General features: G+C 44.2%; 20 protein-coding genes. All 20 read right to left on the bottom strand.

Features of this window, described 5'->3' with window-relative positions; translation table 11 throughout:
- Positions 1-16 precede the first annotated feature (16 nt).
- Complete coding sequence (locus tag CWI32_RS10810; protein WP_074383246.1) at positions 17-244, bottom strand: hypothetical protein; 228 nt, start codon at positions 242-244, stop codon at positions 17-19.
- Positions 245-329: 85 nt separating this feature from the next.
- Positions 330-1,010, bottom strand: coding sequence for an orotidine-5'-phosphate decarboxylase (gene pyrF, locus CWI32_RS10805; protein WP_100535283.1), 681 nt, complete (start codon positions 1,008-1,010; stop codon positions 330-332).
- 36 nt (positions 1,011-1,046) lie between these two features.
- Positions 1,047-1,406, bottom strand: a complete 360-nt coding sequence (locus CWI32_RS10800) for a lipopolysaccharide assembly protein LapA domain-containing protein (protein ID WP_074383247.1) — start codon at positions 1,404-1,406, stop codon at positions 1,047-1,049.
- A 23-nt stretch (positions 1,407-1,429) separates the two neighbouring features.
- A complete protein-coding gene (locus tag CWI32_RS10795; protein WP_005097312.1) occupies positions 1,430-1,735 on the bottom strand; it encodes an integration host factor subunit beta in 306 nt (101 codons plus the stop codon).
- A 163-nt stretch (positions 1,736-1,898) separates the two neighbouring features.
- Complete coding sequence (gene rpsA, locus CWI32_RS10790) at positions 1,899-3,578, bottom strand: 30S ribosomal protein S1 (protein WP_005097313.1); 1,680 nt, start codon at positions 3,576-3,578, stop codon at positions 1,899-1,901.
- A gap of 110 nt (positions 3,579-3,688) precedes the next feature.
- On the bottom strand, positions 3,689-4,372 hold the full coding sequence (gene cmk, locus CWI32_RS10785; RefSeq protein WP_100535282.1) for a (d)CMP kinase: 684 nt from the start codon (positions 4,370-4,372) through the stop codon (positions 3,689-3,691).
- 17 nt (positions 4,373-4,389) lie between these two features.
- A complete protein-coding gene (locus tag CWI32_RS10780) occupies positions 4,390-4,821 on the bottom strand; it encodes an SRPBCC family protein (protein WP_005097315.1) in 432 nt (143 codons plus the stop codon).
- Positions 4,822-4,876: 55 nt separating this feature from the next.
- Entirely contained in the window at positions 4,877-5,392 is a 516-nt protein-coding gene (gene tadA / locus CWI32_RS10775) for a tRNA adenosine(34) deaminase TadA (protein ID WP_005097317.1), read from the bottom strand.
- 7 nt (positions 5,393-5,399) lie between these two features.
- On the bottom strand, positions 5,400-6,521 hold the full coding sequence (locus CWI32_RS10770) for an enoyl-CoA hydratase/isomerase family protein (RefSeq protein WP_100535281.1): 1,122 nt from the start codon (positions 6,519-6,521) through the stop codon (positions 5,400-5,402).
- Positions 6,518-7,231: a uracil-DNA glycosylase gene (ung, locus tag CWI32_RS10765; protein ID WP_074383250.1), complete on the bottom strand. Its 714-nt coding sequence runs from the start codon at positions 7,229-7,231 to the stop codon at positions 6,518-6,520. Before ung ends, CWI32_RS10770 begins: the two co-directional genes overlap by 4 nt.
- A 46-nt stretch (positions 7,232-7,277) precedes the next feature.
- Complete coding sequence (locus CWI32_RS10760; protein WP_005097321.1) at positions 7,278-7,874, bottom strand: 6-pyruvoyl trahydropterin synthase family protein; 597 nt, start codon at positions 7,872-7,874, stop codon at positions 7,278-7,280.
- Between the two features lie 153 nt (positions 7,875-8,027).
- Positions 8,028-8,996 carry a type II secretion system minor pseudopilin GspK gene (gene gspK / locus CWI32_RS10755; protein WP_100535280.1) on the bottom strand — a complete coding sequence of 323 codons (969 nt, stop codon included), beginning with the start codon at positions 8,994-8,996 and terminating at the stop codon, positions 8,028-8,030.
- 12 nt (positions 8,997-9,008) lie between these two features.
- Positions 9,009-9,644, bottom strand: coding sequence for a type II secretion system minor pseudopilin GspJ (gspJ, locus tag CWI32_RS10750; protein WP_100535279.1), 636 nt, complete (start codon positions 9,642-9,644; stop codon positions 9,009-9,011).
- Positions 9,641-10,087, bottom strand: coding sequence for a type II secretion system minor pseudopilin GspI (gene gspI / locus CWI32_RS10745; RefSeq protein ID WP_100535326.1), 447 nt, complete (start codon positions 10,085-10,087; stop codon positions 9,641-9,643). The genes gspJ and gspI overlap by 4 nt, the downstream gene beginning before the upstream one ends.
- A 61-nt stretch (positions 10,088-10,148) precedes the next feature.
- Entirely contained in the window at positions 10,149-10,700 is a 552-nt protein-coding gene (locus tag CWI32_RS10740) for a type II secretion system protein (RefSeq protein ID WP_100535278.1), read from the bottom strand.
- Positions 10,701-10,714: 14 nt separating this feature from the next.
- Positions 10,715-11,329 carry a TetR/AcrR family transcriptional regulator gene (locus CWI32_RS10735; RefSeq protein WP_004645466.1) on the bottom strand — a complete coding sequence of 205 codons (615 nt, stop codon included), beginning with the start codon at positions 11,327-11,329 and terminating at the stop codon, positions 10,715-10,717.
- Positions 11,330-11,369: 40 nt separating this feature from the next.
- Positions 11,370-12,143 (bottom strand): TatD family hydrolase, encoded by a 774-nt coding sequence (locus CWI32_RS10730; RefSeq protein WP_100535277.1) that lies wholly within the window; start codon positions 12,141-12,143, stop codon positions 11,370-11,372.
- 27 nt (positions 12,144-12,170) lie between these two features.
- Complete coding sequence (locus CWI32_RS10725; protein WP_005170399.1) at positions 12,171-12,512, bottom strand: PilZ domain-containing protein; 342 nt, start codon at positions 12,510-12,512, stop codon at positions 12,171-12,173.
- 15 nt (positions 12,513-12,527) lie between these two features.
- On the bottom strand, positions 12,528-13,508 hold the full coding sequence (locus CWI32_RS10720; protein WP_100535276.1) for a DNA polymerase III delta subunit-related protein: 981 nt from the start codon (positions 13,506-13,508) through the stop codon (positions 12,528-12,530).
- Positions 13,509-13,522: 14 nt separating this feature from the next.
- Positions 13,523-14,284, bottom strand: a complete 762-nt coding sequence (gene kdsB, locus CWI32_RS10715) for a 3-deoxy-manno-octulosonate cytidylyltransferase (protein ID WP_100329622.1) — start codon at positions 14,282-14,284, stop codon at positions 13,523-13,525.
- Positions 14,285-14,292: the final 8 nt, after the last annotated feature.

Below are 14,292 nucleotides of genomic sequence, written 5' to 3'. Positions count from 1 at the left end.
AAGCAAGAAAGGCTGACTAAAAACTTAAATCAATATCACTTAAGGCATCGCCTACTGTTTCAATAACATCCGAAGCAAGGCTGATGGCATCAGATGCCAAACTGACCACATCGATCCCCGTTGTCCAATCTGCTGAGCTTGCCTGCTGTTGTTGCTGTTCTTGTTGCCTAAGCTGTTCCGCCTGTTGAACATTTTGAATCACGTCATTCTGTTCTTTTTCTAATTGTGGTTCAGATGAAGTCATCATTTTTCCTTTTTATTTTATAACCATTTTTTCAATATATAAAAAAAGCCTTTCGACTGAAAAGCTTTTTGTCATTCAAACCATATTAAAGCGTTGCCAAAATATCTTTTAAAGTCTGACGCATATTCTTAGACTGGGTAATGGGACGGCCAATCACCAGATGAGTCGAGCCATCCAGCATCGCCTGTTTCGGTGTCACAATACGCTTCTGATCATCGGCATTTGAGCCTTCAGGACGAATACCGGGTGTTACCAAAGCAAAGTCTTGGCCTAATGTTTCACGTAACATTTTTGCTTCTTGAGCTGAACACACCACCCCATCCAGGCCACTGTTTTTGGTCAGTTGAGCTAGACGCTTGACATGCTCATTTGGCTCAATATCCAGACCAATATCGTTGAGGTCTTCACGACCCATTGAAGTCAGCACTGTCACAGCAATGAGTTGAGTTTTATAGTTGCCTGCTTGTAAACGCTCCACACAGGTTTCCATCATTTTTCGGCCACCAGATGCATGTACATTCACCATCCATACACCCAAATCAGCTGCCGCGCAGACTGCCTGTGCAGTCGTATTTGGAATATCATGAAATTTCAGATCCAGAAATACATCAAAACCTTTGTCTTGAAGTGCTCTGACAATGATTGGACCTTCATGGGTAAATAACTCTTTGCCCACTTTTAGTCGACACAAGGCAGGATCTAGCTGTTCTGCAATGGCTAAGGCATCAAATTGGCTTTTGGCATCTAGTGCAACAATGATACTCAAGAGATTATCCCTTCAAATAGGCAAAAAATAAGCCCATTATAATGGGCTTTGATTTTCATTGGTAATATCTAATACAGTTTTTTCATGCCGGGTATGGGCTGCTGCTTCAGCGGCCATTAACTTGGCTGTATTCAACTGTTCCTTACGCAGATGTTCAATGTCTTTACGTAATCGCTTGATTTCCCAATTGGTCTGGAAAACCCGGAAGATTTGAACGCCCAATAACAGGCCTAACACGACGCCTAGAGATAGGGTAAGGAGCAGCAATAATCCTAGACGCATTGCAGGAACTTGAGTAAATAACAAGTCCACGGACAATTCGGTACCATTTTGCAAAACCAAAGCCAATGAATAGCCAAACAGCACCAATAAAAGAACGACCAGAACGTAACGCATGAACACCCCGTAAATATTTACAATTATTTATTTGCAGATTCGTTTACAGCATCACGAAGGGCCTTACCTGGCTTAAAGTGCGGAACTGCTTTTGCAGCCACTTCTACAGATTTACCAGTTTTAGGGTTACGACCCACGCGTGGCTCACGATGATGCAATGCAAAACTACCAAATCCGCGAATCTCGATACGATTGTCAGATGATAAAGCTTCTATCATTTGATCAATCATAATTTTAACCGCTTCTTCCACTAAAGGCTCGGCCAAATGCGGATTTTTTAATGCAATGCGCTCTATTAAGTCAGACTTATTAAGTGCTTCAGTAGTCATCTGCGACCTCTTTAATTATCAAGCTACTTGGGATCTATTTCCTGATAATAACCTGTTTAAATACAAAACGGTAGCGCAATAATTAAATACTACGCTACCGTTTACAGTATTTGTATAAAAAGTATTAGTTAACTTACATTAACAATACAATTCAAACGTCTACTTAGTTGCCCATTTGAGCTTTGATCAGGTCACCAATCGTCTTAGGACCATTGTCTTGACCAGCAGCTGGCGCTGTTTTCAAGTTAGCAACTGCTTCTTTCTCTTCAGCTTCGTCTTTCGCTTTGATAGACAAGTTGATTGCGCGAGATTTACGATCAACGTTGATAATCTTCGCTTCTACTTCTTGACCAACTTCAAGGAACTTAGTTGCATCTTCAACGCGATCGCGGTTGATTTCAGATGCTTTCAGAGTCGCTTCAACTTCATCAGCTAACTTAACAGTCGCGCCTTTCGCATCAACTGCAGTTACAGTACCTTTAACCAACGCACCGCGTTCGTTAGCAGCAAGGAAGTCATTGAACGGATCGTTGTTCATTTGCTTGATGCCAAGGCTGATACGGTTACCTTCAGCGTCTACAGAAAGGATAACAGCTTCAACAGTGTCGCCTTTCTTGTAACGACGAATCGCTTCTTCGCCTTGTTCGTTCCAAGAAATATCAGACAAGTGAACTAGACCGTCGATACCGCCTGGTAAACCGATGAAGATACCAAAGTCAGTGATAGATTTGATCGTACCAGAAACTTTTTCGCCTTTGTCGTGGTCTTTAGCAAACTCTTCCCATGGGTTAGCACGAGTTTGTTTGATACCAAGAGAAATACGACGACGCTCTTCATCAACTTCAAGAACCATAACATCAACTTCATCACCGATCTGAACAACTTTAGATGGGTGGATGTTTTTGTTCGTGTGATCCATTTCTGAAACGTGTACTAAACCTTCAACGCCTTCAGCGATTTCAGCGAAACAACCGTAGTCAGTCAGGTTAGTTACGCGCGCTTTAACGATTGAACCTTTAGGGTAACGGTTCATGATCGCTAACCATGGATCTTCGCCAAGTTGTTTAAGACCTAGAGAAACACGGTTACGCTCGCGGTCGAACTTAAGTACTTTAACAGTAACTTCTTGACCCACTTCAACAACTTCTGAAGGATGCTTGATGCGTTTCCAAGCCATATCAGTGATGTGAAGAAGACCGTCAATACCGCCAAGGTCAACGAATGCGCCGTAGTCAGTAAGGTTTTTGATTGTACCAGTAACAGTTTGACCTTCTTCAAGCTGAGCAAGAAGAGCTTCACGGTCAGCTGAAGATTCAGCTTCCATAACAGCACGACGTGAAACAACAACGTTGTTACGTTTAGCGTCAAGTTTGATTACTTTAAATTCTAACTCTTTGCCTTCTAGGTGAGTCGTATCACGAATAGGACGAGTATCAACTAAAGAACCTGGAAGGAACGCACGTACTGGACCGATGTCAACAGTGAAACCGCCTTTAACTTTACCAGAGATAACACCAGTAACGATTTCGCCGTCTTCAAAGATTTTTTCAAGTTTAGTCCAAGTCTCAGCGCGTTTAGCTTTTTCGCGAGAAAGAACAGTTTGACCCATACCGTTGTCAAGCGCTTCAACAACTACGTCTACAGTGTCGCCAACTTGAACTTCAAGTTCGCGCTGTTCATTTAAGAACTCAGCACGGTCAACAACGCCTTCAGATTTAAGGCCAGTGTCAACAGTTACCCAATCAGAGTCAATGCTTACTACAACGCCCTGGATAACTGCACCCTTTTCAACGTTGAGGTTTAATTCACTTGCTTCAAAGAGGGCTGCAAAAGATTCGGTCATGATATTTCCGATAAAGTCAGCGGTCTTGGATCAGACAAGGCCGGTTTAATTAAGCATCTACATAGTCCATATAAAACTGATCAAGCTATGCGTTTGCTGATAAAATCAGGTTAATTGGCTAACTGCTGGTCCACATAAGTGGTCATCAACTGGAATACCTCATCAATGTTCAAATTTGAACTATCGATAATGTAAGCATCATCGGCAGGCTTGAGTGGAGCGACAGTGCGTTCCATATCTCGTTTATCACGCGCGATGATATTAGCTAAAATATCGTTTATTTTAACATCCAGCCCCATACCCTGCAACTGCTTTACACGTCTTTGCGCGCGCGATTCAGCCGATGCAGTCAAATATATTTTAGCCTGAGCTTGCGGGAAGATACTTGTAGCCATATCGCGGCCATCTGCCACCAAACCAGGTGCCTGTGCAAAAGCATGTTGACGTGAAACCATTGCCCTTCTAAGCTCAGGAATTGCAGCAACTTTTGAAGCAAATTCTCCGACGCGTTCAGTTCGAATAGTCTGGGAAACATCTTCGCCATCCAAGTACACCTGCACTCCGGTTTCGCTACTGACAAACTGGATATCCAGATTTGTTGCGATTTGTACGCATTCTGGCAACTTAATGTCCATTGAATCCAGTAAATCATGGTGATGCAATGACAAACCCAAAAGCCGGTAGAGCGCGCCAGAATCCAATAAGTGAAACTGATAATGTGCAGCCAGTTTTGCTGCCAACGTACCTTTGCCAGACCCACTTGGACCATCAATGGTAATAATTTGAACTGTCATTGCTTTCCCGTTGTTGTTTAAACAGATTTTGCGAGTTTCGTCAGGCCTAGTTTAATCGCTGCCTGTAACTGTGCAAGAATTAATTTACTCACAAAAGGCGCACGCGCCTGTAATTCAATCGTATAGGTGACCAGGGTTTTATCATCGGCCAGCGCTTCAAATTCGATAATCCCCAGATGATGCTTGATCAATGGATTTTTAATAATCTGATATTCAATACGAGCATTCGGCTCAAACAATGTAATCTGCTCTTTCAGCGGCTTGAGCGGCCCCACCCCCATAGCACGCACCGAACCTAGTCCATCCGGATGTTCCGCATCTGCAGAATCCTTGATTCGTTCAACCTGCATCGGCGCAAAGGCAATATTATAGGTGGCATGCTTAGACATTAAATCAAAGACTTCATCAATCGATGCCGGAAATTCTTTTTTTACTTGAATGCTATGCATTATTTTTCCTGAAATTATAGATTTGAAACTAAGGAATTTTAGCGATAAAGTAGATTTATTTCTGCGTATTTAATAATTTTTCTTGTAACCTGAGTTGCCGCTTCTGCTCACGACGCAACTTGAAAAATGCACTAAGCTGTTCGGAGCATTGCTGCTGCATGCAGCCTGCTTCAAAGGAAAATACATGATTATAATAGCCAGTTTCAAATAATTGACGTGCACTGACCAGTGAACCCGCTTTCGCTTCAAATGCGCCAAATACTACCCGTGAAACCCGTGAATGTACCAAAGCACCAACACACATGGTGCACGGCTCAAGGGTTACATACAGCACTGCATCGTCAGGTAGTCGATAATTCTGGATATTTTGACAGGCATCACGCAGCGCCACAATCTCGGCATGCGCGGTCGGATCATTTAAGGAAATCGGCGCATTAAAGCCCTGACCAATGATCTGATTCTGACTAACAATAATCGCACCCACCGGAATTTCGCCCTGTGCGGCAGCAAGTGCAGCCTGCGCATAGGCAAGCTGCATCCAGTATTCATCGCTCAATTGTGTTTCGGACATGTAAGACTTAAATCACACCATACTGTTTTAACAAGGCATTCCAGCTTTCAATATTGGTCACCGGAGGGTTTGCAGACAAAATACCTTTTAAGCTCATATTTGCACCCTTTTTCCATGCAGGAGAAAGGTCTTTATCCACCAGACGCGCGCGTACCCCCTCAACGAAATCATGATGACGGATTTTCCAGTCAGAAATCTGGGTTTCCAGTTCAAAAATTTCATTCCAGGAATGTACCTGTTTACCCCATTGCCAGAGCAACCAGGTCAATGCAGCTGTAGTTGGTGAACCTTTTTGCAGATTTTCACTGGCTTGACGCAACCAGTCACTGCGCGCATCACTCAGACCGATAATCGATTCATAATCATGCTCGAAGTTGACACCACGACAAACACTATGAATCACATCTAGAGAGTTTTGCAGTGGTCCTGGCCCTACCGGACGATGCATACTATTTAAAGTGTCATCAATGGCACGGAAGTCACCGGCAGGATAATGATCCCAGTCAATATTAATCACTTTATCTAAAACTGAATCACGCTGTGCATCACAAATATGTGTTGCCCAGCCAATCCCATAAGCACCTGCAGCGGTCATGATTGAACCGGTCAAGCCGGTAAATAAACCAATCGCGCCCCGATCGGCCAGGAAGCGAGTTGCACCCACATCGGGATATAAACCGATATTGATTTCAGGCATCGCCAAACGCGAATACGGCGTCACTAAACGGAAAGGTGCCGCCATAAACAGACCAAGGCCCCCACCCATCACATAACCTTCACCCCAGACCAAAACCGGTTTGGCATAATTATGCAATAACAGATCCAGCGCATATTCCTGTTCAAAAAACTTATTGGCAGCCGCCACTTCATCGTTAATGACCAGTTGACGTAATTTACGCACATCGCCGCCGGCACAGAATGCTTTCGGTGTGGTTGAATCTAACCAGATCGCTTTTACGCTGTCATCCGTATGAAAATCCTGAAATACTTCCAAAAGTGCAGAAGCAATCGATTCATCCAGAGCATGCAAAGACTTTGGACGATTTAAACGAACGATACGCCAGCCATTATGCGCTTCTTCAACGATCAAATCCGGATGATAAGTTTTAGTAAGGGGAGAATATGTCATGCGTCCAGCTGCCAATCTATAGGCTCAATGCCATGTTGTTTGAGATAGTTATTCGATTTTGAAAATACTTTACAACCAAAAAAACCACCACGGTTTGCGGCCAAAGGCGATGGATGTGCGGCCTTTAACACGAGATGCTTGTCCTGATTGATGCGCTGTCCTTTACGCTGTGCGTATGCGCCCCAAAGAATAAAGACAATATGTTCACGCTGCTCATTTAAAACATCAATGACGTGATCGGTGAATTCTTCCCAACCGCGCTTTTGATGCGAAGTCGGCTGACCTGCCTCTACAGTCAGTACTGCATTTAACAGAAGCACACCCTGCTCTGCCCAATGCGTCAAGTCACCATGCTTTGGTCGTTCAACCCCGACATCCGCATGTAACTCGTGAAAAATATTACGCAAAGATGGCGGCAATGCAACCCCTTTTTGCACCGAAAAGCTTAATCCATGCGCCTGATTCGGGCCATGATAAGGATCTTGCCCTAAAATGACCACTTTAACCCGATCGAGCGGCGTGGTATTCAAGGCATTAAAAATCAGATGATTAGGAGGATAAATTGTTTTATCTGCTTTTTTTTCTTCAATCAGAAAAGCTTTTAATTCGTCCATTTTCGGACTGAGTAAAAACTCACTCAATCCATATTTCCAGCTTTCATCCAACTGAACCTTATTCAGTTTGGCCAGTTGCTGTTCATTTAAAGACATTCTTCAATCCTAAATCTATGTCAATGGATTTAAAGTCACGCAGACTTTAAATCTGTACCTGTAAATCTACAGTCGGGTTATGAAATGCTGTGCCCTGTTTCAGCTTGTTCAACATGTCCGGATCGGTCCATTCAGCTTGCACCTGTTCAGAAAACTCAATTTGATCCAGACTCAGAATGCCCATCTGTTCATTTTGAATATCTTCTAAAAAGCTTTGTGCATAACCGGTATCGGTTTCATGCATAATCACAGAATAGACTTCGACATCACCTTCGCCATTTTGAGTCACGGTCGATGCCAGCACTTGTTGCGCCAGAAAGAAAAAGATACGTGAAAACTGCTCTGCCGATGGTGATACCGGTAACGACACCCATCGCGCACTGAAAGTTTTGCAAGCCTGAATATATTCTGGGTCGTCATTTTGCCAGAAACAGATCGCATGATCGAAAGAATCAAAGAAATCCTTAATCACACCTTTAAGCAGACCAAAGTCATAGACCATTTGCCCATGATCTAATTTCGAGGCTTTTAACAGTAGCTCGACTTTATAACTATGGCCATGGATCGAACGCTTACAGCGATCTGACGTGCAGTTACGCACAATATGAGCATTCTCAAACTTAAATAACTTACGAATTAACATATGCCGTAATGTCGTCAAAAAATAGGTGAATTGATTTTGATTATAAAGCAAAACTACAGCTTTGAGGATTAATTTTGCTGTTCAGCCTGATAGGGAAAAGGGATCAAGCTGCTGTTCAGATTTAGACTGACGATATAACTGAATAAGCCCTGACTAAAAGGGTGCCATACTGCGATAAGCCACATATACCTGTTTGTCCTGACGAACCAGATCACTACTGAACTGGCGCTTGCGTTCACTCAAGACCACTTCGATCTGAGCTTTAAAATAATTGGATTGCACTCCGAGCAGGCTATTAAACAGATTACGCTTAGCAGCATCGACTTGCGCAAACGGTTCGAGTGACCATAACTCAGACACATTAGAAAAGTGTTCCAAATTGGCCTGTCGCTGATCTAGCAATTGTTGTATTGCATTCACATCCAGTTTTTCATCCATACTGGCCAACAGAAAAGCAGATGCTGTATTAATATTGACCGGACTTTCCTGCATCGGTGCAGCACTCAGATAAGGTGCTATCCGTTTGTACTTATTTTCTTCAAAACCACGTACCAGCTTTAATTCCTCTACGTTATGAAATTTTGCATTCGGCGGTAAAGCGGCATTCGGTAAGCCTTGATAATAATTAGATTCGGCACCCATACCTCCACTCACCAGCTCGTTTTCATCCTGCCAGTCAATTACGGCTTCACTGAGCTGCGCTGGCAAGCCTGCACGTTTTAAAATCAGCTCGAACCATGCTTTGGCATTTTCATTGACGCTATCTTCAGCAGTGATCAGGCTATTTAAATTAAACTTGCCCGATTCATCCTGGATGATTCCGGAAACATAGCCGTCATCGACCGGAAAAGCCGGCATCGGCTGCGCCCAGGTTTCCTGTAGATGATCAACCTCTGCGGCATTTTCAGCATCATCCACCAGTAATTCAGAAAAAAAGGCTTCGGCACTTTTGGCATACATCAGCGACTGATTTTGCCGCATCAGATAGGCGGTACTTTCAGCAGTTGCAGCCTGACGCTGGGCAATCGTGGCTGCCAGAATAGTCGCCAATGCCACCATCACCAGAATGGTAATCAGTGCAATGCCCTGCTGCTGCTTCAGCCTCTGTTTATTCATTTTCATTTTTTATGATTCTTAGCCGGGTTGACCTGTATTCTGATTATCAAGCAAAAAGTCCGTATTTAATAAACTAAACAGCCACTCATAGCTGACGCCATTCACGGTTAAATTGATTTTAATGCCTTTGGGCAAGCGCTGTTTCTGCTCTAGCTGATTTAAATCCATAGAAGAATCAGGCCACTGTGTGAGTTCATTTGGATTCAGCACCACAACCTGAAATTGCTCAACGTCCGATAATAAAATACTGGATTCAGGTTGATCACGACCGGTCTGATTCAGGTTGCGATATTTCAGTCGATACAGTTTTTGTTCATCGGCCCGATACTGATATTCAATGCGTTCATCTGGCGAAATACCCTCCTCCAGAGGATCAGTCACGCCAGTTTTACTAAAATTAAAACGGCCATTTTGCAAAACCAGAGCCGGTTGAATATCACCATTGATATTGGCCGTTAAAGGGACTGCCTGTACCGTATCCCGTAAAATTTGCTGATAGGTTTCCTGTAGCTGACCTAGACGCTGTTCATGTACTGCATTTTGATCTTTGGTTTTGACAATATAATCAAAAACTTTCCAGCCCAAAGCAGACAGCACTGCAAAGATCGCAATCGCAACCAATAATTCGACCAGGGTAAATCCTTTAGGCTTCATGGCGTATTGTTCATGCGATGATTAAAGAACATTAAACTGCTGATCCCGGATGCACCTTGACCAGTCTCCTGATTGACCAGACTGACCTGTAGTTCAATACGCTGCACATTGGGACTGATGGTCGGTTCACTGCGCTTGTCAATTTGCCAGGTTTCGCCTTGCTGGGTCAGCTGTTTGGAGGCCGTACCATCCATCCATTGCTGATTGATTTCCATTTGAGCCACTTCGTTCAGGGCAACAAACTGTGCTTTGGTGCGCAGAATGGCATTCGAGGTTGACTGGGTATATTGCATTGCAACTTTGGTCAGCGTCATGGCTGCGGTGGCGAAAATTGCCAGTGCAACCATAACTTCCAACAAGGTAAAGCCTGAGCAGCGATGAGTGAAATACTGTTTCACCGCTGCGCAAGACCAAGAGCTCTGCTCGAAGTGCCCACAATGCAATCGATCAGCACTCGATTTAAATGGTTTGATCAGCCTGGAGCACACACTTTGCTTGAAAGATCTAGATTTCATTGATTTTGCCCAGATGATCCACCTCAATCGCAGAGCCGACTTCGCGATCTTCTAAAAAGAACTGAATCCGTACCGGCTTGACCTCACCATTCCCCAGCCAGATCAATTGCGGAGAATTCGCCTGCGTCAGATCACGATTTTGCGCACGGGCATAACGCTGTTGTTCTAGCCCCTGAATCCGAAAAGACACATGATCCGGCAGCTTACGTAATTTAAATTCTGTATAACTCTGCCATTTTTCATTTTGCAGGTTCTGTTCAGTCTGCGCTGCTGAACGATATTCTACAATCCCATAACGAAATGGCGAGACATCGGTCGCGGGTTGCATATCAAGCGCCAGTATTCTGGACTGGTCATTCGCCTCACGCATGACCCGCTGCAAGTCTAATAACAAAATCTCGCGTGCCTGCATGGCCTTACGCTGATCGACACCACTGGTATTCAGCAATACCAGTGAGGCCATGATTCCCATAATCACAATCACCACCATCAATTCGATGAGGGTAAAGCCACGAACTGCGCTGTGAGATGATCTGATCATACTAAGCTCTAACCTTAGGCAAACTGCTCGGCAGAATGCACCTGCTTTGGCAAAGCCAGTGCTTGATCGATATAGGCCACGCGCAAGGTATCGCGTGAACCCAGATAACGCTGATAAAAACTGGAATTGAGAATTGCAGCGGCGCCATGGGTCAGTGACCAGATCGACGCCAGATAGTCACGCACCGACATGCGGCTATGAATTGAAACCAGATAACTTTCCGTCATGCGGATAATCAGGCGTAAACGCTGTTTGCGTACCTGATACAGTTCACTGAATAGATGCTGAATTCCCACGCCAGTCGTCGACAGACGTTCTTCAATCTGATGGAACAGCACCGTACGTTCCGGATGATGTAAATGGTGCAACATAAAGAAGGCCAGATGTTCAGGAAAAGCTTTATCACTATCCTGAATCATTTCCAGCAACATGCGCTCATTACGGATAATCAGCAACATATACAGTTCATCTTTACTCTGAAAATGTTTATAGAGTGTCCCTTTGGCCAGATCAAGTTCAGCAGCAAGCGCATCTAGCGTCATTCCTGCTTCACCATTTTCCAGCAGGAGCTGCTCTGCGACTTGAAAAATCAAGGTTTCTCTTGCTCGAAACTGAGCCTGACGATCCATCTTCACCCTATAAACTCTCTTGTACTTTATATAACTTTATTTACTTTAAATTTAGAAGATTTTCAAAGTTCTGCTTTGTGATAGAAGCCATTTCTTCTAGCGACTTATCATATACATCACAAAGCGCTTTGGCTACATAAGGAACGTATTTAGGTTCGTTAGATTTGCCACGATATGGCATCGGCGCAAGATAAGGACTATCGGTTTCAATCAGTACACGATCCAGCGGAACCTGTTTGGCCACATCACGCAGATCCTGGGCATTTTTAAACGAGATAATCCCGGAAAATGAGACATAATAACCGCAGTCTAAAACCGCTTTGGCAGTTTCCCAATCTTCAGTAAAGCAATGCAAGATGCCATGCGTGGATTTTTCCGCACGGATAATATCCACGGTATCATGCTTGGCAGCACGGGTATGTACCACCACCGGTTTCTTAGTGATTTGCGAAGCATGGATATGACGGGCAAAGCAGGCTTTTTGTTCTTCGACAAAATCTGTACTGTGATAATAATCCAGACCGGTTTCACCGAGTGCCCAGACTTTTTCAGGCTGTGCCAGCTCGACCAGATATTCGGTCGTGGCACGCGCCATGGTCGCAGCATCTTCGCAAGGATGTACCCCGACGGTATAACCAACATCCGGGTGACGCGCGGCAATTTTCGCCAGCGCGATATGATCATCCAGATCGACCGAGATACTCATGAACCTGGATACACCCGCTTCACGGGCCTGTGCGAGTGCCTGATCCAGATCACCGTTATACGGCGTTAAATCCAGCATCGTTAAATGACAATGGGTATCTACAAACACAATGCGTTCCTACCACAGCTAAATGAACTACATAGTGTAACTTTTACGCCCTTCAGATTTAAGACCTGCAACCAGACGATCTGCTTCATTTTTGAAATAAACACCCTTTTCACCGCTTAACTGGATGCCAAAGCCTTGTGGCTTGATGCCATTCTGCTTTTGCGAGACCCAGATCACTTTACCGGTTAAAGGAATTTTCTGGGTCTGTTCAGGCAAAGTGGTCAATACAAAAACTTCTTCACCCAGCTTGACCGGCTGCTTGGACGGAATAAACAGTCCACCACCCCATACATAAGGCATATAGCTGGCAAACAGTGTTTCAATATCAGGAATATTGGCCTGAATAATACCGCCCATACGTGGTTGCATATGATTTCCCCTTAATTAAAGATTCATCAGCTTGATAAACAGCTCATCGATCACCAGATTGCTTTGAACATTCTGCTCGAGATATTGCTTGGAACGCTGAAAATCTTCATAAATTTTAAAAAGTGCTGCTAATGAATATTGTTCGGCAAGCACATTAAACTCAAGATCAATGTTTTTCACCGTTTGATTGAGCTTGACACAAATTAAATCGGACAACAAGTATTCAAACATGGGAGCAAATTCACCAAAGCTCAGGCTTTTGTTCCATTTGGTCGCAATTGCAAGCGGCATATTTTTTTGCATCACCAGTTTTTGCCAGTCTTGCAGGAATTCCTGACGCAGTGGCAGCCATGAACTTTGTGCAACCTCGAGTGCTTGTAAGGGCATCTGATTGGACAGGTTCATCAATAACTGTTGCTGGCTAGTGCCCGCATCTGGCAACTGTGCCTGAACATAATCACTAAATTGTTCTGCGGAAATCCGGTCTAAGGCAAAATGCTGCAAGCGACTCCGTATCGTTGCAGGCAATTTTAAATAATGATCTGCCAGCAAAATAATGACCGTATTGTCACCGGGTTCTTCCAGTGTTTTCAATAAAGCATTGGCAGAGGAGATATTTAAGGCTTCCGCAGGTTCAATTACAATCACTCGCCAGCCATCGACGGTCTGCTGCACAAAAGGCAACAGATCACGAATCTTTTCAATCTTGATTTTGGCATTCTGTTTTTTATTGTCTTCGTCGGTGCTGATATGCACATAATTGGGATGCGTATCAGCCTTGAGCCATTGGCAACTGCCACATTCGCCACATGCACCAGAAGACTGCCGATTCAGACACAAGACCCAAGCCAGAAACTGCTGGCTAAATGCCTCCTTGCCACAGCCTTTTTTGCCATAAAACAATAAACCATGCCCAAGCTTGGGAAAACGTCCGGTCAGCGTTTCCCAAACCTGTTGCTGCCATGGATAAATCTGTGCATTGACATCAAAAGGCATGTATTCAACTCTTCTTAAGCAAAATGAGAAAGATCCATTTGATTCAATCGATCCAGATCTTCTTGAGTATCCACACCCGGTGGCAAATTGGCTTCAGCCACGGCAATCGCAATACGGTGACCATTTTCCAGTACCCGCAATTGCTCTAGGGATTCCAGTTTTTCCAGACCCCCCATCTCCCAAGTGACATATTCTTGAAGCAGTTTTACACGGTAAGCATATAAACCTAAATGACGATAGGCCTGATTATGCAGTTTTGCTTCAGCCAGTTTCGCGCCATCACGGTCATAAGGAATGGTGGCACGGCTAAAATACAAAGCTTGATTATGTTTGGACATCACCACTTTAACAATGCTGTCACGCTTAAATTCGTCTAGTTGATGAATTGGCTCACATAGCGTCGACATCGAAGAATCCGGTTGATCTTCTAGAAGTTGTGCCACCTGTTTCACCAGTTGTGCCGGCAATAAAGGCTCATCACCCTGCACATTGACAATAATATCGTGACTGTCCCAGCCTTTGATCCGCGCTACTTCACTGAGGCGGTCTGTCCCAGAAGGATGATCCACCGAAGTAATCACCACATCAACACCTTCGGCACGACAAACCTCAGCAATACGCTGATCATCGGTCGCCACACACAAATCATCAAAACCTTGTACTTTTTTGGCTTGATCCACCACACGCAGAATCATGGGACGACCATGAATGTCCAGCAAGGGTTTACCCGGCAAACGTGAACTGGCAAAACGTGCAGGAATAACAATGTGTTTCATACTGAATA

It is taken from the genome of Acinetobacter pseudolwoffii, assembly GCF_002803605.1.
Taxonomy (GTDB): domain Bacteria; phylum Pseudomonadota; class Gammaproteobacteria; order Pseudomonadales; family Moraxellaceae; genus Acinetobacter; species Acinetobacter pseudolwoffii.
This window is presented reverse-complemented; position numbering and strand designations above follow the sequence as displayed.

Coding starts and splice junctions, on each gene's coding strand:
- gspK (WP_100535280.1), bottom strand. CDS start 8,996: ATGAAAATGAATAAACAGAGGCTGAAGCAGCAGCAGGGCATTGCACTG.
- CWI32_RS10720 (WP_100535276.1), bottom strand. CDS start 13,508: ATGCCTTTTGATGTCAATGCACAGATTTATCCATGGCAGCAACAGGTT.
- CWI32_RS10725 (WP_005170399.1), bottom strand. CDS start 12,512: ATGCAACCACGTATGGGCGGTATTATTCAGGCCAATATTCCTGATATT.
- CWI32_RS10810 (WP_074383246.1), bottom strand. CDS start 244: ATGACTTCATCTGAACCACAATTAGAAAAAGAACAGAATGACGTGATT.
- CWI32_RS10800 (WP_074383247.1), bottom strand. CDS start 1,406: ATGCGTTACGTTCTGGTCGTTCTTTTATTGGTGCTGTTTGGCTATTCA.
- rpsA (WP_005097313.1), bottom strand. CDS start 3,578: ATGACCGAATCTTTTGCAGCCCTCTTTGAAGCAAGTGAATTAAACCTC.
- kdsB (WP_100329622.1), bottom strand. CDS start 14,284: ATGAAACACATTGTTATTCCTGCACGTTTTGCCAGTTCACGTTTGCCG.
- CWI32_RS10795 (WP_005097312.1), bottom strand. CDS start 1,735: ATGACTACTGAAGCACTTAATAAGTCTGACTTAATAGAGCGCATTGCA.
- cmk (WP_100535282.1), bottom strand. CDS start 4,372: ATGACAGTTCAAATTATTACCATTGATGGTCCAAGTGGGTCTGGCAAA.
- CWI32_RS10780 (WP_005097315.1), bottom strand. CDS start 4,821: ATGCATAGCATTCAAGTAAAAAAAGAATTTCCGGCATCGATTGATGAA.
- tadA (WP_005097317.1), bottom strand. CDS start 5,392: ATGTCCGAAACACAATTGAGCGATGAATACTGGATGCAGCTTGCCTAT.
- CWI32_RS10760 (WP_005097321.1), bottom strand. CDS start 7,874: ATGTTAATTCGTAAGTTATTTAAGTTTGAGAATGCTCATATTGTGCGT.
- CWI32_RS10770 (WP_100535281.1), bottom strand. CDS start 6,521: ATGACATATTCTCCCCTTACTAAAACTTATCATCCGGATTTGATCGTT.
- gspJ (WP_100535279.1), bottom strand. CDS start 9,644: ATGAAGCCTAAAGGATTTACCCTGGTCGAATTATTGGTTGCGATTGCG.
- CWI32_RS10735 (WP_004645466.1), bottom strand. CDS start 11,329: ATGGATCGTCAGGCTCAGTTTCGAGCAAGAGAAACCTTGATTTTTCAA.
- ung (WP_074383250.1), bottom strand. CDS start 7,231: ATGTCTTTAAATGAACAGCAACTGGCCAAACTGAATAAGGTTCAGTTG.
- CWI32_RS10740 (WP_100535278.1), bottom strand. CDS start 10,700: ATGATCAGATCATCTCACAGCGCAGTTCGTGGCTTTACCCTCATCGAA.